Origin of the sequence: Cylindrospermopsis curvispora GIHE-G1 (assembly GCF_014489415.1) — a bacterium.
GTDB lineage: Bacteria > Cyanobacteriota > Cyanobacteriia > Cyanobacteriales > Nostocaceae > Raphidiopsis > Raphidiopsis curvispora_A.
On the sequence record NZ_CP060822.1, the window covers coordinates 2,468,680 to 2,488,237 of the forward strand.

At 40.1% G+C, this 19,558-nt stretch carries 11 protein-coding genes; 5 read left to right on the forward strand and 6 right to left on the reverse strand.

The features are described from left to right. Positions 1–11 precede the first annotated feature (11 nt). Entirely contained in the window at positions 12–2,282 is a 2,271-nt protein-coding gene (locus IAR63_RS10985) for a RelA/SpoT family protein (RefSeq protein ID WP_187705297.1), read from the forward strand. A 16-nt stretch (positions 2,283–2,298) separates the two neighbouring features. Here IAR63_RS10985 and IAR63_RS10990 read toward each other — a convergent pair whose 3' ends face one another. Beyond that, on the reverse strand, positions 2,299–3,225 hold the full coding sequence (locus IAR63_RS10990) for a cobalamin-binding protein (protein WP_096547273.1): 927 nt from the start codon (positions 3,223–3,225) through the stop codon (positions 2,299–2,301). Between the two features lie 158 nt (positions 3,226–3,383). On the opposite strand from IAR63_RS10990, the gene IAR63_RS10995 reads away from it, so the two are divergent. Together IAR63_RS10995 and IAR63_RS11000 are read left to right on the forward strand one after the other, a co-directional pair. After that, positions 3,384–4,265 (forward strand): ROK family protein, encoded by an 882-nt coding sequence (locus IAR63_RS10995; RefSeq protein WP_187705298.1) that lies wholly within the window; start codon positions 3,384–3,386, stop codon positions 4,263–4,265. A gap of 159 nt (positions 4,266–4,424) precedes the next feature. After that, positions 4,425–6,476 carry a TonB-dependent receptor plug domain-containing protein gene (locus tag IAR63_RS11000; RefSeq protein WP_187705299.1) on the forward strand — a complete coding sequence of 684 codons (2,052 nt, stop codon included), beginning with the start codon at positions 4,425–4,427 and terminating at the stop codon, positions 6,474–6,476. A 172-nt stretch (positions 6,477–6,648) separates the two neighbouring features. On the opposite strand, the gene truB is transcribed toward IAR63_RS11000, so the two are convergent. The 4 genes from truB to IAR63_RS11020 all read right to left on the reverse strand — a co-directional run bounded on the left by truB (position 6,649) and on the right by IAR63_RS11020 (position 12,202). Further along, positions 6,649–7,524: a tRNA pseudouridine(55) synthase TruB gene (truB, locus tag IAR63_RS11005; RefSeq protein ID WP_187705300.1), complete on the reverse strand. Its 876-nt coding sequence runs from the start codon at positions 7,522–7,524 to the stop codon at positions 6,649–6,651. Positions 7,525–7,600: 76 nt separating this feature from the next. Next, positions 7,601–9,271: an alpha/beta hydrolase gene (locus IAR63_RS11010; RefSeq protein ID WP_328701187.1), complete on the reverse strand. Its 1,671-nt coding sequence runs from the start codon at positions 9,269–9,271 to the stop codon at positions 7,601–7,603. 338 nt (positions 9,272–9,609) lie between these two features. Beyond that, entirely contained in the window at positions 9,610–10,533 is a 924-nt protein-coding gene (locus IAR63_RS11015) for a class I SAM-dependent methyltransferase (RefSeq protein ID WP_187705302.1), read from the reverse strand. Positions 10,534–10,576: 43 nt separating this feature from the next. Beyond that, positions 10,577–12,202 carry a DUF3352 domain-containing protein gene (locus IAR63_RS11020; protein WP_187705303.1) on the reverse strand — a complete coding sequence of 542 codons (1,626 nt, stop codon included), beginning with the start codon at positions 12,200–12,202 and terminating at the stop codon, positions 10,577–10,579. Between the two features lie 301 nt (positions 12,203–12,503). On the opposite strand from IAR63_RS11020, the gene IAR63_RS11025 reads away from it, so the two are divergent. Then, a complete protein-coding gene (locus IAR63_RS11025) occupies positions 12,504–15,095 on the forward strand; it encodes a M1 family metallopeptidase (protein WP_187705304.1) in 2,592 nt (863 codons plus the stop codon). A 48-nt stretch (positions 15,096–15,143) separates the two neighbouring features. Here IAR63_RS11025 and IAR63_RS11030 read toward each other — a convergent pair whose 3' ends face one another. Next, positions 15,144–15,884 carry an amino acid ABC transporter ATP-binding protein gene (locus tag IAR63_RS11030; protein ID WP_057177448.1) on the reverse strand — a complete coding sequence of 247 codons (741 nt, stop codon included), beginning with the start codon at positions 15,882–15,884 and terminating at the stop codon, positions 15,144–15,146. 275 nt (positions 15,885–16,159) lie between these two features. On the opposite strand from IAR63_RS11030, the gene IAR63_RS11035 reads away from it, so the two are divergent. Further along, positions 16,160–19,543 (forward strand): alkaline phosphatase, encoded by a 3,384-nt coding sequence (locus IAR63_RS11035; protein WP_187705305.1) that lies wholly within the window; start codon positions 16,160–16,162, stop codon positions 19,541–19,543. The last annotated feature ends 15 nt before the right edge of the window (positions 19,544–19,558 follow it).

Here is a 19,558-nt window from a genome sequence, read left to right on the forward strand (position 1 = left end):
CTACTATTCCTATGACCAGCTTTATTGACCCTTCGACAAAGATTAACCTACCTCAATGGTTAAAAAGATGCCTTCAAGAAAACACTAGCAACAGTGGTTCAGGAGAGGATGACCGAAGGCGTAATGAAAACAAGTTAATTTGCAGTGCTTTAAAGTTTGCTTATGAACTACATGAAGGACAGTACAGAAAATCAGGAGAACCCTATATAGCTCACCCAATAGCAGTAGCTGATTTGTTAAGAGATTTAGGTGGTAGTGCTACTATGATAGCAGCTGGGTTTCTACATGATGTAGTTGAGGATACAGAAGTCACAATTGAGGAGATAGAACAGAAATTTGGTCATGAAGTCAGACAATTGGTAGAGGGTGTGACTAAATTATCGAAAATTAACTTCACCAGCAAAACCGAAAGTCAAGCAGAAAATTTTCGGCGAATGTTTTTATCCATGGCCCAGGATATCCGAGTGATTGTAGTGAAGTTGGCAGACAGGTTACACAACATGCGCACTCTACAGTATATGTCGGAAACCAGTCGTCGTCGCAGTGCCCAGGAGACTAGAGATATTTTTGCCCCCCTAGCTAATCGATTGGGTATTTGGCACATTAAATGGGAATTAGAAGACTTAGCGTTTAAATATTTGGAACCGGATGCTTATCGAGAAATTCAAGAACACGTGGCGGAAAAAAGAACCGCACGGGAGGAAAAATTAAACAAAGCTAAGGAGGTATTGCGGGAGAGAATTGAACAAGCGGGAATTAAATGTTTGGATATTAGTGGCCGTCCTAAACACCTGTATAGCATTTATCAGAAAATGCAGCGTCAGCAAAAAGAATTTCATGAAATTTATGATTTGGCTGCATTAAGAATTATTGTGGAAACAAATGAGGAATGTTATCGCGCTTTGGCAGTAGTCCATGATGCTTTCTGTCCCATCCCCGGTAGATTTAAAGATTACATTGGCTTGCCCAAACCTAATCGTTATCAGTCTTTACATACAGGTGTAATTGGTTTGACTGGTCGTCCCCTAGAGGTGCAAATTCGCACAATGGAAATGCACCATGTAGCAGAATATGGTATTGCAGCTCACTGGAAGTATAAGGAAACAGGTGGATCTACAACTCAAGTTACAGGGACGGATGAAAAATTTGCCTGGTTACGGCAATTATTAGACTGGCAAAGTGATTTAAAAGATGCCCAAGAATATTTAGACAGTGTTAAAGATAATTTATTTGAAGATGATGTTTATGTTTTTACACCTAAAGGAGATGTGGTTGCTCTCAGTCCAGGCTCTACTAGTATAGACTTTGCCTATCGCATTCATACAGAAGTGGGAAATCACTGCGCAGGGGCACGGGTGAATGGGCGCATTGTACCGCTATCAACACGACTACAGAATGGGGATATTGTTGATATTATTACTCAAAAGAATAGTCATCCCAGTTTAGATTGGTTGAATTTTGTCAGGACTTCAGCAGCAAAATATCGAATTAAACAATGGTACAAACGTTCCCGAAGGGAAGAGAATATTACTAGAGGTAAGGAATTATTAGAGAAAGAATTAGGTAAAACCGGATTTGATCACCTATTAAAATCTAATCCTATGCAAACCATAGCAGAAAAGTGCAATTACCATAATGTGGAAGATTTATTAGCAGGTTTGGGGTATGGAGAAATTACCTTAAATCTAGTGTTAAATCGTTGGCGAGATATAATCAAGTCACAGCAGCCCGTAGCTGATATAAGTCCGTTTTTACCTAAAGATTTATCTCTTAAAACATCTAAGGATAACTTTCCCACCACATCCAAGTCCACTGACTCGCCAATTTTGGGAGTGGAAGGTTTGGTTTATCATGTAGCTGGATGTTGTACACCAATTCCCGGGGAAGCAATTATTGGTGTGGTAACTAGAGGAAGAGGTATATCCATTCATCGTCAATCCTGTCATAACTTAGAGCAGGTAGAATGTGAACGGTTAGTACCTGTACAGTGGAATACAGCCATGGAACATCACCATCGTCCCCAAACATATCCCGTGGCCATTCAAATCGAGACCTTGGATAGAGTGGGCATTTTAAAAGATGTTCTATCCAGACTCACTGATCAAGGTATCAACGTTCGTCACGCTGATGTAAAGACTACCTCTGGTCAACCAGCATTGATGAAGTTTGGTATTGAAGTGCGCGATCGCAATCAGTTAGAACATTTGTTTGTGCAGATCAAAAAAATGAGTGACATTCTCAATATTCGGAGGGTGGGTGAAATGGAGAGCTCACCAACATAAGGCGTATTATCTGTTGTTAATTGGCCAGTTCCCACCCAGTACCCTGATAACCATATTCAAAAATATCCGGGTGTAGGATTTCCGCCAAAATCTCTACAGAATCAACCAAGCGTGGTCCTGGTCGATTAAAATAGGCATTGCCATCTGTGACAAATACTCTTCCAGTCTTGACAGCATGGAGTTTCCCCCAGTCTGGATGTTGAGTCAATAACTTAGCCTCCTGTTGAGTCCTTTCCAAATTAAAGCCACAGGGCATAAAAATAATTACATCTGGATTAGTTGCAACTAGAGTTTCCCAGTTAATGCGGGTAGAGGGTTTACCCATAACGGTAAACAAGATTTTTCCTCCCGCCAAATCTACCAACTCAGGTATCCAATTTGCCGCAGTCATCACTGGGTCAGTCCACTCAATACAAGCAACTGTCGGCATTTCTCCCAGGGAAAGTCCACCTATTCTTCTATTGCAAATTTTTACCCTTGCTTCTAAATTTTCTAGTATTTTTATTGAATTCACTCCAAAAGTTTGACCCACTCTTTCAATATCACCCCATACATCTCCTAAGGTGGTAGGTTGTAAAGAAATAATGTCAGGTGAAAGATGGGTAAGTTCCTTCACAGCTTTTTCCACATCTGACAAAGTAACCGCACAAACATTGCATTGAGCTTGAGTAATAATATGAGTAGGTTTTAATTTTTCTAGAACATCTAATTTAATCTTATAAATGCCCAGAGCAGACTGAAGAATTTTACTTACCTCATCGTGAATAGTACTACTGTTGCCATTACCATTTAATCGGGCTTCGGTACAAATAGGTACACCAGCTATTTCTGGGGGATAGTCACACTCATGGGAGCGACCAACAATGGCATTTTGGAGTCCCAGGGTAGCTACTATTTCAGTAGCGCTGGGACTTAAAGACACAATTCTGATATCTTTTTCCATAGGTTTCACCTCCTCAAAATTAGGAGTTACAAATCAAAAACAAATTCACAATAAAAAGTAGTCCAGTATGTGCAACTTCTTCACATTTAGTATTATAATCTTATTTCTGACACATTCATGTGAATAGTACATCTATCTTAGGGGGGAGGGAGGGAATTATGGGACTGGTAATTGGTATTGATCTGGGTGGAACATCCATAAAATCAGGCGTATTTGACCGTAATGGTAAACGCTTACAAAGCATAACATTACAGACTCCTAAACCAGCGACTCCAGAAGCTGTATTATCTACAATGTTAGAGGGGATAAATTCCCTGATTAAGCAAAATGATAGAATCCTAGCCCTAGGGGTAGGAACTCCAGGCCCCGTGGATGCAGCGGGGAGAGTTGCCAAAGTGGCCATCAACCTTGAGGGGTGGGACAATGTACCCTTAGCGGAATGGTTAGAAAACCGTACGGGAATACCCACAATTCTTGCCAATGATGCCAACTGTGCAGGGTTAGGAGAAGCATGGTTGGGTGCAGGGCGTGATTTTGAAAACTTGATCTTGTTGACCTTGGGAACCGGTGTGGGTGGAGCCATTATTTTGGATGGTAAACTATTTGTTGGTCATCAAGGTGCAGCAGGGGAACTAGGACTAATTACTCTTAATCCCCATGGGCCATTATGTAATAGCGGTAATCAAGGTTCTTTAGAACAATACACCTCCATTGGTGCTATTTCTCGTCGCACAGGAAAGGACCCAGCTATACTGGGGGAATTAGCCAAACAAGGTGATATTCAGTCCTTGACTTTTTGGCAAGAATATGGTAAAGACTTGGGCATTGGTTTAACCAGTTTAATATATGTACTTACCCCCCAAGCAATTATTATTGGTGGTGGTATTAGTGCTAGTTTTGAGTATTTTTTACCAGCAATGCAACAGGAAATTGAAAACCGGGTTTTACCAAGTTCTCGTGTAGGTTTACAAATTTTAAAAGCACAATTGGGTAATAGTGCAGGTATGGCAGGTGCAGCAAAATTAGCTTGGAATAAGTAAGTTATTTTGCATTTAAAACGTTCCTTTGGTGGCTGTAATCATTGACAGGTATGGACTGTATTAGAAATTTGCACGATGAACACCCTAGTATGACAACCTGTCTGTTGACAGTTTTTTGACTGGGGGAGAGAATACCCACACCAGGTGTGAGTTAAAAATATGAAAAGTAGGTTTGTTTTATTCCCGGTTTTTTTATTGAATCTGTTGGTGGTTTTTCCTGCTTCTGTAGGTGGTAAGGCCCATGCTTTAGAAATAGATGGGAACCCGCCCGGAGCGATCGCCAGTGAATTTTCCATCACAAGTAGTAGTTTACCAACGGAGCAAGATGATTCAGATATTTCCGTAGATGTAATAGGAGAAAAAGACGTTCTACCGGAATCTACTCCCATATATATCATTGACAAAGAAGAGATTCAAAAGCAAGGTGGGACAAATGTAGCTGAGGTTTTAAAAAGAGTGCCCGGTTTTACTATTAATAATGTAGGACATGGAGCGGATATTCACACCGGTACATACTATAGAGGTGCTTCCATTGATCAATCTGTATTTTTAATTAATGGCAGACCAATTAACACTAATATTAGTACCTATCATGGAGCCACAGATTTAAATAGTATTCCCGTGGAATCTATTGAAAGAATTGAATTATATAGTGGCGGTGCTGCTTCTTTGTATGGTTCCACTGCTTTTGGTGGCGTGGTTAACATCATCACTAAAGAAGGCTCTTCCAAGCCAAAACTTACTGGTACTGTAGAATTTGGCTCTTTAAATTTTAATAATCAACAGTTGAGTTATTCCGGTTCTGGTGACAGGGTAAAATACAATTTGAGTTTTGAAAGATTCTTCATAGACAACCGTTATCCCGTACCCGAAGGAGCAGCTAATCGCAATCCTGCTGATGGTTTTTTATTCAATGCTGATACAGGGGTCAGTACCTATTTTGGTCGTGTGAGTTTAGATGTCAACCCCAAAAATTCTTTGAATTTAGATGTGAAGAGTATTGCCAGTCGTCGGGGTTTAGTTTACTTTGGATTTCCCCTGCAAAGGGATAGATTAGACCATGATGCTATAAATGTGGGATTATCCTGGAAAACTCGATTAGCTCAAAACAATGATTCTAATCTCACCACCACCGTTGGCTATAACCAGGATTATTTTAGTACCTATGGACCAACAGGTGCAGGTGGAATATTCAATCGCACAGGAATCCTAGATACTAAACAAATTACTGCTAGGGTAGATCATGAGTGGAAACTGAGTCTCAATAATCAATTACGTTGGGGGTTAGATTTAAAAAATACTGATTTAAAGGGAGATGTTATTAGTACCAACCCAGCACTTGCTGCCAAAAATGAGAAGGAAGATAGAAGTGTTCTCAACACAGCTTTATTTGCAGTCAATACTTGGAAGATTACCGATGATTTTTCAGTTGATTTGGGTTTAAGACAAAATATTGACAGCAAATTTGGCAGTTATTTAAATCCTAGTGTGGGTTTAAAGTATGCGATTAATCCCGTAGTTGCAGTGCGAGGAAGTTGGGGGGGAGCCCAACGGAATCCGGGGTTAGACCAGTTATATGTTTTTGACACAGTCCATAACTGGGATCCTAATCCTGACTTAAAACCAGAAACTGGTTCCACTTGGACCGCAGGGTTTGATTTTAATATATCTAGGAATTTCTTGGCCCAGTTAACCTATTTTGGTAGTAGTCTGGATAATCGCTTGTCTCTTGCTCCTCGTCCCGCTCCCAATCCACCTCAATGGGACAATGTGGGATTGGTAAATACCAATGGTTTAGAAGGAGTTTTACAATATAGGTTTGCTCCTAAGTGGTCTAGTTTTGTCAATTATACTTACACTGATGCCCAAATTAAAACAGGAACAGAAAAGGGAAGACAGTTAGGTTTGATTCCTTATTCTTTATTACAAAGTGGTGTGGGTTATGAAAACAAAGGTTGGGGGGCTAATTTATATTTGACTTATAATAGCGGTACTCGTCGTGCTTTGTTTACTAATAATAATGCTGGTCAGCAAGCTACAGACTTTGCTCCTAGTTTTGTTAATTTAGATTTGAGTGGTCGCATTCCCATGGGTAAAAATGTGGGACTGACTTTTTACCTAGAAAATCTCTTGGGTGAACAGTATGAAAAGGTAAATCGTATCTACAGTCCTGGTTTTACTTTTAGAGTGGGTGTCAATGCTAATATTTAAGTCGGTGAGTGGAATTAAATATAAGATGAACGTAGGTTGGGTTGAAGTATGAAACCCAACATCCTCATGGGTTAACCCATCCTACAAATAATTGTGACTCCCTACTTAGTTGGTTTACTTGGGATGGTGGAAAACCATTGTGGAGTTTCTTCCATCCTAAGAAATAGCAAGTTTATACTGGTTCAAACACCATTTGAGGTATGAGAATCTCATTTTCTATTTTACCAATTCCCAAAAAGTTGTTATGCTGTCCGTAAACCCTAACTAAATCCATTAAACTAACTTCTACTGGCACTTTTTGTCCTTGACACCATTTTTTGGCAATTGTTTCCTCCAGGTTGATAAATGACAAGTTTTCTAATGGTGTATCCGGAGCAATAGGTTTAAATGTCTGGGACTGTAATTGGTTTTCTATGTCTAAAAAACTCAAACTGTTTTCTAAATCAAAACCACTACTTTCAGTTCTAGTCAATTTAGCCAGAGTCGCGCCTGTTTTTAACACTACCCCTAAATCCCGGGCGATCGCACGAATATAAGTACCTGTACCGCAGCATATAACTAAATCCAATTCAGGAAAATCACCAGTACGCCAACCCAGAATATCTATTTTGAATACTTGTACAGTTCTCGTTGGCGCTTGGAAGATTTCTCCCTGTCGTGCCAAATCATACAATCGTTTACCATCCACTTGGATAGCGCTATAACTGGGAGGTATCTGTTGAATTAACCCGGTAAATTGCCCAATTTCCCTTTCTATGTCAGTTAAATTTAAATGGGGACAAGGTTCACAAGTAAGTACTTCCCCTTGTAAATCATCTGTGGTGGTTCTGATCCCAAAGCGGACCGTAGCTTGATATGCTTTATTGCTGGGTAAAAATTGCAACAGTCTTGTAGCCCTACCAAGAGCAATGGGTAATACTCCGGTAGCTGCTGGGTCTAGAGTTCCTGCATGTCCTACCCGTTTTAACCGCAGCAATTTTCTCACCCTAGCTACGCAGTCATGAGAGGTCCAGTTATCAGGTTTGTTTAAATTGAGAAATCCTTCCACGAAATAATTAGTAATTTCTAAGTTATGGTTTCTAAATTATACTTTATTATATTTTCTAACCTTTCCCCTACTTTGCTTACTCCTTGAATACAGGTAATAACTGGGGAGTTTTTAAAAACCGAATCAGAGTTAAACCCAAGGACTGACGAGAAATCTTTTGAGCATAAGCAGCATTGAGGTAGGGTAGATATTGTGGTCTCCCCCATACATAGCTTTGGAAGAAAGGCAAACTTAAAGTATTGATATAGGTATGGGCCTGATCCGTGTCTCCGGTTAATTCTCGTGGTAATAGTATTTGCTCACTTCCTGGTTCACTATTGCCAATGCTAGAAAAATGAGTTCCACCTACCAGCATAACCAGAAATTTATTAACCTTATTTAACCAGGAAAAAGGAAGAATTTGCTCATATAACGCTGGTGAGACAGCGTCTTGACTGCTGCTAATTAACATAACTGGAGTGGCAATTTCATTTAATCCATCCTCTCCAAATATAGAACTGATTAAAGGGTTAACCGCAATCACTGCTTTTATTCTATCATCCCGTAAATTAAGGGTTAAATTTGGTTTTAGATTAGTTTTGAGATTAGTGTTCAAGTCTCCGTACAACTTCAATTTTAACTTAACTTGTTGTTCAGTCAAGAAATTATTGGGCAATTCTAGGGCCCGACATTGAAGTAGTAAGGACATGTTCCAGGTTTCCCCTAGTACATTGGGAGTACAATCTTTTTTTAGTTGCTGAAAGTTAATTTTTGCTCCTGCTAATGCTAGGGCGGTATAACCCCCCAGAGATTGTCCAAATACTCCCACCTGTTGCAGATTTAATTTACCGTGGAATAGTGTATGGACCTGGTCAATTTTTTCTAGTTCATCTAAGATATATTTTATATCAAGGGGTCTATCAATCAGCTCCTTTGCTTCTTCTAATTTAGTGAGATTAATTTTTTTGAGCAGCACGTCAGGATGATTGGGAACAACCACAGCTAATCCATGAGAAGCTAGATGTTTGGCTAAATAGCGAAAATTACTACTATCTAAACCTAATCCATGGGAAATAATTATCACTGGAATCGACTGATGAAAATTATTACTTTCTGGAATATAAATATCTGTTAATAATTGCCGATTGCGACTAGTATCAAAAAAATTCTTGACAGATTTTTTAACTATGAAATTACCTTGATTTTGCAAATCTGGTAAAACGGATAAATTCCCTTGGGGAATATTAGCAGCTTCTTTTTTTGATTGCTCTTGTATAATGGCGATCGCCTGATTTGTTTGATTAATTAACCGCTCTAAATTCTTAGCTACATATAAACCATGGTCTAGGTCTATATTCACACTATAACCAGGATAATTTTTCACTAAGTTTAATAATGTTAAGCCTTCTGGTTGTGCTGATGCAGCAACTATAGCAGTGCGTAAATTTTCAATTTGTGATGTTGATTCCCCAGATTTATTACTAATTAGTTTTGCCAATCTATGTAATATAAACTCCCCTGGTAAGGTATGGAGAAACTGTTTAGTGGTGGCAGGATCAATACGTATTTTTATGGAGAGTATTTGTTTTAAATCTTGTAACTGCTGGAGGGAGTTTTGATAAACTGATAAATCATCATCTAGCACTCCTGTTTTGGTATATTTTTCCAAACTGAGAACCGGAATGGGAATTTCTAAAATGGAATAATTAACATATATTTTTTCTGCTGCTGTAGCGGAAGTACCAATGCTAAAAGTTGGTACTAGCATTGATAGTAGCAATAGAAGGGAATTTTTTTTGACTCTGTTGGGGAAATTGGGGAAATTACCAAATAAACTCTTCATATCTGGGGTTTTTTAGTGCGTTTAAGTAGGATTTTGATTTGGTAGTCATATAAACACCTGGTAAGTTGATACATTGATATACCCCTTTTTACCCCCATCCTCTGGATATTTCTGAGCAGTCCTTTGGAAGTGGGGAAAAGAGGGATTTAATAGGGAGATTACTTCGAATCCGGGGGTTATTTCAGGGTTCTTTGATACTTTTTTACCTGTCAATAAATCCCCCGTAATCCATATATGAGGGTTGTTGTTCACAGAGCGGGTCATTACTTGATTACTTGAGCAATAACAGTTCTGTGCCTAGGACTATTGCTAGTCATAGTTGGAGTTTCAAAACCAGCATCTATCAATGATTTTTCCATATCTAGGGTAAAGTAATCATCTAAATAGGGTTCTGTACTTTTTAGCAAGGTAAAAACATAAGTGGGCATTTTTTTGTAAATCTCTGATTGGGGATTCATGTCCATAATGGTCAAATGACCACCTGGACGTAAAACCCGTCTTGCTTCCACAAAGATCTTTTGAGTAGCAGACTGGGGTAATTCATGACACATTAGAAAAATAGAAACCAGATCATAGGAATTATCTGGCATTCCTGTAGACTCCGCTGCTGCATGAAGCCAATTAATGGAATTTTGATATTGAGGACTTTTTTGAGAACGATAATTAGCAACAGCTAAAAAATAGGGAGATAAGTCCAAACCCGTAATTTGGCTTTGGGGATAAATTGCTTGTAAAGCAAAGGTACTCATTCCCACACTGCAACCTAGGTCTAAAATATCCTTTGGTGTGTCGGGGATCAAGGTTTTCAGGATATGGTGGTAGCTTTGTCTAAGTTTGGCATCTCCGTCAGGAAGAAAATCTGGCCAAACCTTTGCATGAACTGCATAAGCAGCAGATTCTACCTCAAAAGCAGCTTGCCAACTCATATTACCCGTTTCGTATGCGTGAAATGAGGTAAGATAGTAGTCTGGATAGGTAAGTTGAGGATCTTGCACTTGGGCCAGATCATTGCTCCAGTCTCGTGCTTGCAACTTTTCCACTTCTTGATGCCAATTTACACCTATTTTTTGGGCCCGTTTAATCATCATTTCTCTTGCTTGGTGTTTAGCAAAATCAAATAAGGGCTTAATGGAAAGTACCTTGTTGACCAAGTTTGAAGTTAAATCGGGTTTGATAGCAATAGTCATGTGGATGGTTAAATGATGAGCAGTTGATCAGATTGTATGCTTCCTACCTACTGGGTTTCAATCCCAATAACATTTCCAGTTGAGTGGTGGACTTATTGGGGTTGTGAAAGGTCATCCCAAAACCGCGAATTGAAGATAAAATCGCGTTTGCATCTGGTGGTAAGGGTTGACCTGATATACTATTGATTAGGGGGATGGTTTTGTCCATATCCAGATAGAAATAACCACCGTTGGGTTTTCCTAGGGAACTAATTACAGACTTAAAATTGTTGCTTTTGTCAATGGTTTGTCCCTTATTTTCAGCCAGCTTCTCCCCCACTGGACCCCCAACGGCCATAAATACGGTATCTTGGTCTGACCAACCATGGGTAAATAAAATTCCTCCCCCCGGAACCCCCCACTCCGTAATGTTTTTATTGTTAATGTTTCTTTGTGCTACTATGAATGACTGTTTTCTGGCTAAGTCATCTAGTTTCTTTAAGGTTGTTTCCGCTGTCGGGCGATCGCTCGTATCAAAAACCATTGCTATGCCAAACCCTGTATTAGCTAATAGTCCTTGATTTGACTTGACTGCGCTCCAAGCAAACTCTCCGTCCATCCAGCTAAATATGTCTTTATTGAGATCAATATTAGCGTTGTTTTGGAATTGTTGTTTTACTTGTTGAATCCCTTGCCAAATTTGAGGATCATTTTTTGATTGGTCTAAGAAAGTTAGCCAGGTGCGATTAATGTTTTTCCCGGTGACCAAACCAATAGTGTCTCCAGGAACCAATTCCAGTATCTTGGAAGAACTGCTTTGATACTCTAACTTATTCAGTTTAGGATCTAAATTTACCACTGCTTTAAATCTTAGTCCCCAATCATCAACCCCAACCTTGGCTACTAGTGATTTTACTCGCTTAATTTGTTCTAAAACTTGTGGTTGTAATGGTCCTGCAGTCGGATTTGACGCACTTAATTCCTTAATCATCCTACTATAATCAGGTACGTATATTTGACTTAGACTATTTTGTAAGTCTACTGTTTGAGCAAGAATGCTTTTACTTCCTTCCCCATTTGCAAAGGAAGGTTCACCTTTAAAAGTATCAATGGCTTTTTCTACAGTTTCCCTTTGATCAGATAATAGTATATATGTATTATTTAACAAACAAAGATAACTAGACTTACCCTTGTTATTACTAGAAATAATTTTCTCCCCCTTGTAGTTGGACTCCTCAGTTTTGAGAGTCTTTTGCTGTCTTAATTTGTTAGCAAAATTTAGGGCACCAAACTTATCCTTAATGCCAACTACTAGTAGGTTGGGTGCTGAGGGAGATAAATTCCCATTGGAGTTTGATGGTAATACAGCAAGGGTGACACCACTAATCCAGGGTTGGATATCCTTTTCATAGGAAATATTGTTTTCAAATATACTTTGATTAACGGACTGCAACCGTTGAGTTACTATTTGTCGTGCTTGGGAAGTACCAAATTTACCCAGTTTACTCCACAGTTGTGGGTCTGTATTGAAATAGGTTACCATTAAAGAGTTGCTAGGAATTAATTTAGCACTCTCTAACGGACTGTCACTTCTAAAATAATTTAGATACATATAGGTAGCTATGCTCCCTGCAACCACTATGGTAGCGCCAACAGCGGGAATTAGGAACTTGGATTTACTCTTAGCCATTGTCATCATCCTCTCGGGTTGAAAATATCTTAAATAGTAACAAAGTCCATTACTAAGTTTCTGGGAGTTAATTAATATCTGCTTAATGATAATCTGGATATGATTTTGGAAAATTTTGTTAACGATTCCAAATTACCCAATATCAGATGATACCAATATATGAAACTTGGGTGATAGAATGGGGGGATTGCTTGTAATCATCAGATCCCAAACACCATACTGCTCAAGTTAAATTTTGAACAGGGTGCATTATCTATTCTGTTGAAGAAAATGTTCAGGATGACAAGGCTATTAATAAACAATGTTGCAATTCCATTTTGATACAGACAAAAAAAGATACAAATCTTTCGAACTACCAGGAGCTAAACCACATTATAATCCTGATAAGCCAGGACAAGTAGAGCATATTTTTCTAAATTTGAGTTTAGACATTTCCAACCAGACTTGTTTTGGTGATTGTAGTATTAGTCTATTACCAATACGAAATCACATTGATAGATTAGTATTGGATGCTGTTAATCTGAAAATAAAATCTGTCTTAATCAATGAAGTTGAGCAGAAGTTTGAACATGATGGAAAAAAGCTTTATATTTACTTGTCTGAAGCCACCCAGTGTGGTAAAAGGTTGTTACTGGCGATCGCCTACTCAGTAGAAAAGCCCCAAAGAGGAATTTACTTTATCCAACCGAACAAATACTACCCCCATAAACCAACTCAGGTATGGACTCAAGGTGAAGACGAAGATTCCCGTTACTGGTTTCCCTGTTTTGATTATCCAGGACAATTATCCACCTCAGAAATTCGTATTCGTGTGCCCAAACCTCTGATGGCAATTTCCAATGGTGAGTTAATTGATACATTAGAGGATGGAAATCATCAAATTTATCACTGGGTACAAAAACAAGTACATCCAACCTATTTAATGACCTTAGCCGTCAGTGATTTTTCGGAGATAAAGCAGGCGTGGCGAGATAAAACTATCAGTTATTACGTAGAGAAAGGGAGAGAAGCAGATGCTGAACGCAGCTTAAGCAAAACTCCTCGCATGGTAGAATTTTTAAGTCAGAGCTATGGTTATATTTACCCCTATGCCAAATATGCTCAAGTTTGCGTGGATGACTTCATTTTTGGGGGGATGGAAAACACTTCTACCACCCTGCTAACAGATCGGTGCTTGTTAGATGAAAGATCCCTCTTAGACAACCGCAATACAGAAAGTTTAGTTGTCCATGAACTGGCGCACCAATGGTTTGGTGACTTATTAGTCATTAAACACTGGTCCCATGCTTGGATTAAGGAAGGGATGGCCTCCTATTCCGAAGTGATGTGGACAGAGCATGAATACGGACTGGAGGAAGCAGCTTACTATCGCTTGTTAGAAGCACGTAGTTATTTAAATGAGGACAGTCATCGTTATCGTCGTCCCATGGTAACTCATGTTTATCGAGAAGCGATAGAACTGTATGATCGCCATATTTATGAAAAAGGTTCCTGTGTTTATCACATGATTCGCGCAGAGCTGGGGGAAGAACTATTTTGGCAAGCCATTCACACCTTTGTTAAAGATTATGCCCACCAAACCGTAGAAACCATAGATTTATTGCGGTCCATAGAAAAAGCCACAGGGAGAAATTTGAGTTTCCTATTTGACCAATACGTTTATCGTGGTGGTCATCCAGATTTTAAAATTACTTACTCTTGGGATGGAGATGCTAACCTAGCAAAACTCACAGTAACTCAAACTCAAGCTAGTGATGAAAGAGATTTATTTGATCTCAAGATTCCCATTGGTTTTGGTTATAGAGCGGAAAAATCCCTCCTGAAAACTTTTACCGTGCGGATTAATGAACGAGAACAAAGTTTTTACTTTCCTTTGGGAGAAAAACCAGATTTTATCAGTTTTGATGTAGGCAATAATTTTTTAAAAACCGTAGTTTTGGAATATCCCCTACCGGAACTAAAAGCCCAGTTAGAATGTGACCCCCATCCAGTTTCTCGTATTTATGCAGCAGAAGCACTAGCCAAAAAAGGTGGTTGGGAAGTTGTACAAGCTTTATCCAACGCCTTACAAAACGATCCCTTTTGGGGTGTGAGAGCAGAAGTTGCCAAAAACCTGGCAGAAGTTAAGCTAGATCAGGTCTTTGATAGTTTAGTTTCCGGGTTGGGAGATACCAGTCCCTTCGTGCGAGTAGCGGTGGTTGAGTCCCTATCTCAAATCAAAACCTATTCTAGTTATCAAGCTGTGAAAGAACTGGTAGAAAAAGGAGACCAAAGCTATTATGTAGAAGCTGCAGCTTGTCAAAGTTTGGGATTAATTAGTGCTACTAACCTAGATGAAAACATTGATGAAGACACTACAATTAATTTATTGGCATCTGTTTTACAATCAAGAGCAGGTTGGAATGAAATAGTTAGAAGTGGTGCAATTGCCGGATTATCACAATTTAAGACATCCGAAGCTGCCTTAAATTTAGTCTTGGAATACAGCAAACTAGGGGTTTCTCAAGCATTGCGATTATCTGCTATTAAAGCTTTGGGTAAAATTTCCCTAGGTCAAAGTCCAACCAATCTAGAACGAATTTTAGGTCAATTAGGAGAAATAGCTAAGGAGACATTCTTTTTAACCCAAATCGCTGTAATCAGCGCTTTAGGAAAAATGGAAACACCAAAAGCAATTGGTATTTTACAAAGTCTAGCTGACCAAACTTCTGATGGAAGAGTCAGACGCTACGCACAGGAAGAAATTCCTAAAGTTCAAAAGCACATTGGACCGGAAAAAAGTCTCCGTCACATGCGTGAAGAATTAGACCAGCTCAAACAACAAAATCAGGAGTTAAAAAGCCGTCTGGAGAATTTAGAAGCCAAATCCAAGACAGTTGGTAAGCAGGAATGATGCTCATCTAAAACTTGCTAGGAACCCGGGGAATTGGGTTACTGTATCCTAAAGAATTTGTGATAAAAACTTTCGCGTTCTTTCCTCTTTGGGTGCAGTAAAAAACAAATCCGGAGTTGTGTCTTCCACCAAATAACCTTCATCCATAAAAATCACCCTGTCAGCAACTTCCCTGGCAAAACCAACTTCATGGGTCACCACTACCATGGTCATTCCCTCCCGGGCAAGATTCCGCATCACATCTAAAACCTCCCGCACCATTTCTGGATCCAGGGCGGATGTCGGTTCATCAAATAACATAATTTTCGGTTGCATGGCTAACGCACGCGCTATGGCTACCCGTTGTTGTTGTCCCCCAGATAATTGTCCTGGATATTTATTAGCTTGAGCTAAAATTCCTACTCTTTCTAACAGCTGCATTGCCAATTCTTCTGCTTTAACTTTTGGCAATTTACGCACCCAAATGGGTGCTAGTGTGATGTTTTGTAAGACGGTTAAATGGGGAAATAAGTTAAACTGTTGAAATACCATTCCTGTTTCTGAGCGGATGGCCTCAATATTTTTTAAATCCCTACTCAAGGTAATACCATCAATAATTATTCTCCCCTGTTGATATGCTTCTAGTGCGTTAAATGTACGTATGAAGGTTGACTTTCCTGACCCTGATGGGCCCATTAAGACTACTACCTGTCCTCGATCTACTCTTAAACTCACCCCTTTAAGGACATGGAATTTACCATACCATTTATGTACGTCTTCCGCAATAATAACTGCCTTTGGTGTTTTCATGCCTGATATTTTACATTAATCTCACCTAATTATAGCTGATTTATGGTTAAACAATTAGTATTATTTCCCAACAACTCTAATAGACTTTTATCTATGATATATATCATCTTTATGTTATGGTTATAGGAGAGTTGCTATTTTTTAACCTTTAGTTCATTTACTCTTAATCTAAAAATAAACGCGATTTAACAATAATTCATCAAGGTAGATATGGGTTAAAAATTTATTCGGTTAAATCTTTTAGACTCTATTTGATTAGGAGTTGATCTAAAAATATGGCTGGAAACCACGTTATTTTCATTCACCCGGATGGAACTAGTCCTTCTCACTTCGCTTTTGCTCGCTTTGTAGACAAAGGTCCTGATGGAAGATTAAACTGGGACAACCTAGAAAAGACCGGAGTATATCTTGGTCACATGGAAGATCAACTGGGTGGAACCTCCAATTCAGGAGCAGTCACCCATGCAACAGGAGCCAAGGCCTATGCAGAGTCCTTTGGTTTTGAAGCGGGAAACACTCCGATTGTTTCTCTGGATGGTAGTAATAAAACCATTGTAGAAGCAGCTCGGGATGCTGGTAAGGTAACTGCTCTAGTTCAATCTGGTGCCATTTATGAACCGGGAACTGCGGCCTTTGTCGCCAAAACAAAGGAAATTGTTAATCCTGATGGTTCCCGCATAGTACCCCGGGCTCAAGCTGCAGAAATCGCTAAACAGGTAATTGACTCCGGTGTGGATTTCATTATGGGTGGTGGGGAATTAAACCTATTACCCGTGGGAACCAATGGATTTCATGGTACTGCGGCACAGCTTGATGCTGTAAGTACAAATTCTTTACAGCGCCCCACGGAAAACCTGATAGAGAAAGCTAAAACTCTGGGCTATACGGTTGTTTACAACAAAGACCAACTTAACGCTTTACTTACTCAACCCACACCCCCGACTAAGGTATTAGGTGTTTTCGCAATCGTTCACACTTTCAATGACCGACCTGAAGAAGTATTAGCAGGACAGAACCTCCCCTTATATTCACCAACAGCTCCTACCATTGGGGAGATGTTGGATGTAACCCAAAAGTTGATGGAACGTCATCCCAACTTCAGTAAGGGATCCATTACCATTCTGGAAGAGGAAGGAACAGACAACTTTGGTAATAATAACAATGCTTCTGGAACCCTGGAAGCTCTGCGTCGTACTGATGCGGCTATTGGGGTGGCTATGGACTTTGTTAAAAAGTATGAAAATACGCTGATTATTACCGCTGCAGATAGTGATGCCGGTGGTCTGCAAATCCGTGATCCTCTGGGAACTGGTAATGTGGGTACTATTAACAATAACCCCACCACTGTATCACGAAATGTGCCAACGGATGGTCAAACAGGAGTAGCTAGTCCTCCATTTGTGTCCGCTCCTGATGCTGATGGTGATCGTTTTAACTTTGGTGTGGCCTGGGCGGGTCTTCCTGACTTTAGTGGTTCCATTATCTCCAAAGCCCATGGTCTAAATGCAGATAGGTTACCGCCCACTTTAGATAACACCAAAATCTATGAGTTGATGTACGAGACCTTGTTTGAAAAAGAACTGACGGCTCGTAATCCTGCTGATAATAACTTGGCCGCTCCTGCTGCTACAAAACCAACGGGGAATGTGATATTTATTCATCCGGATGGTACTAGCCCTTCTCACTTCATGGCCCTGCGAAACGTTGATTTGGGACCAGATGGCAGACTCAACTGGGATAAAATGTCCCACGCTGGAGTTTACCTCGGTCACATGGAAAACCAACTCACGGGAACCTCTAATGCAGGAGCTGTTACCCATGCTAATGGTGTCAAGGTGTTTAATGAGTCCTTTGGACTAAATGAAGATAATTCCATTGTTACCCCGGCTTCTGGTAAAGTTGGCTACACCATCCTAGAAGAGGCGATCGCCTCTGGTAAAGCAACAGCCCTCATTCAGTCTGGTCACATTGGTGAGCCTGGAACTGCGGCTTTTGCAGCTGCTACAACCAACCGAGATGGGAACAATATTCGCGCTCGGGATAAAACAGCGGAAATTGCGGAGCAGGTGATTCGCTCTGGTACTCAAATAATCATGGCTGGGGGCGAGGTTTATTTATTACCCAAGGGTACTACTGGTTTCCATGTTACTGCTGCCATTGATGCGGAATACACTGATGCAGCTGATCGTCCAGCAATTAACCTAATCGACCTAGCTAAATCCCTCGGCTACACCGTGGTTTACACGGAGGAGGAAATGAATGCAGCAGTTGCTAATGCTACTGCTAACACCAAGCTCCTAGGGGTTTTTGCCGCCAACCACACCTTTGATGATCGTCGGGAAGAGTCTCTAGGACTGAACACCAACAGTCCTTTACCTCTGTATGTGAGTACAGCTCCCACAGTGGCGGAAATGTTAACAGCATCATTAAAAATTCTTCGTCAAGACCCCCAGGGATTCTTTGTGGTCATAGAAGAGGAAGGAACTGATAACTTTGCCAATAATAACAACGCGGTAGGAACCATAGAAGCTCTACGCCGAACTGATGCGGCTATAGGCGTAGCTATGAACTATGTTAAACAAGACCCTAATACTCTGGTAATAACAGCAGCAGACAGTGATGCTGGTGGGATGCAGGTGTTTCAATTTGCTCCTTACAACCGTCCCAGTGGTAACTTTGATGCTAATAAACCGAATTTAGCTAATAGCCAACCTGAAGTACCATTCATTGGAGTTAACCCGACAACTACCAACAATAACCGGGCATTTTTGGATGGTCCCAAAGGTAGTACTGGTACTGCTGCGGAACCCTGGATTCCCTTTGCTGCTAAGAATAGTATTGATGGACCCATGGGTAATTTTGGGATTGCTTGGGTGGGAACTCCTGATTTTCCTGGTAGTATTGTTTCCAAGGCCTACGGAATGAATGCTGATAAGCTACCCGGTACTGTAGATAATACTCAAATTTATGATCTAATGTATCAAACTCTGTTCGGTGTAACACCAGAATTTGCTGCTACCCAACAGGAAGTAAAATTAGTTTCTGGTACTTCAGGTAATGATGAATTGGTTGCGGGTGCTAACTCCAGTCCTAGGTCCTTTGACGGTATTAATGACCTGGTATTTACTGGTGCGGGCGCTGATACGGTGGATGCTTCTACCGCAGCTTCTGCTATTGCCGGAAATAATAGCGTCTTTACCGGTAGTGGTGGAGATGAAATATATCTCAACAATAGCGATCGCATTTTTGGCGGTAGTGGTAATGATATATTTTATGCCACAGATGCCAGTGGCTACCGTATATCCGGTGGTACTGGGAATGACACATTCCACCTAGGTGCTAATGGTCGTGGTTTAGGTGGTGATGGTGATGACCGGTTCTTTGTGGGTGAAGGTGGAGGTAATGTAATCTCCGGTGGTGCTGGTGTAGATCAGTTTTGGATTCTCACAGATGACCCCACTCTGTTGAAAACTCCCAATACAATTGTTGACTACACAATTGGTACTGACGTAATTGGCATTAGTAACCAGTTTGCCGACTCTGTAAGCGACTTGACCTTTAGTGGTAGTAATATCAGCATCAACGGTGTGTTAGTTGCTACTTTAAATGGTGTAAATGCTGCAAGTGCAACTTTCGTTTTTGCTAGTCCTAACATTTAATTACGAATTAAGTTA

Excerpts from the sequence above, each read along its gene's own strand:
- IAR63_RS10985 (WP_187705297.1), top strand. The coding sequence starts at position 12 with ATGACCAGCTTTATTGACCCTTCGACAAAGATTAACCTACCTCAATGG.
- IAR63_RS10990 (WP_096547273.1), bottom strand. The coding sequence starts at position 3,225 with ATGGAAAAAGATATCAGAATTGTGTCTTTAAGTCCCAGCGCTACTGAA.
- IAR63_RS10995 (WP_187705298.1), top strand. The coding sequence starts at position 3,384 with ATGGGACTGGTAATTGGTATTGATCTGGGTGGAACATCCATAAAATCA.
- IAR63_RS11000 (WP_187705299.1), top strand. The coding sequence starts at position 4,425 with ATGAAAAGTAGGTTTGTTTTATTCCCGGTTTTTTTATTGAATCTGTTG.
- IAR63_RS11010 (WP_328701187.1), bottom strand. The coding sequence starts at position 9,271 with ATGCTAGTACCAACTTTTAGCATTGGTACTTCCGCTACAGCAGCAGAA.
- IAR63_RS11015 (WP_187705302.1), bottom strand. The coding sequence starts at position 10,533 with ATGACTATTGCTATCAAACCCGATTTAACTTCAAACTTGGTCAACAAG.
- IAR63_RS11020 (WP_187705303.1), bottom strand. The coding sequence starts at position 12,202 with ATGGCTAAGAGTAAATCCAAGTTCCTAATTCCCGCTGTTGGCGCTACC.
- IAR63_RS11025 (WP_187705304.1), top strand. The coding sequence starts at position 12,504 with ATGTTGCAATTCCATTTTGATACAGACAAAAAAAGATACAAATCTTTC.
- IAR63_RS11030 (WP_057177448.1), bottom strand. The coding sequence starts at position 15,884 with ATGAAAACACCAAAGGCAGTTATTATTGCGGAAGACGTACATAAATGG.
- IAR63_RS11035 (WP_187705305.1), top strand. The coding sequence starts at position 16,160 with ATGGCTGGAAACCACGTTATTTTCATTCACCCGGATGGAACTAGTCCT.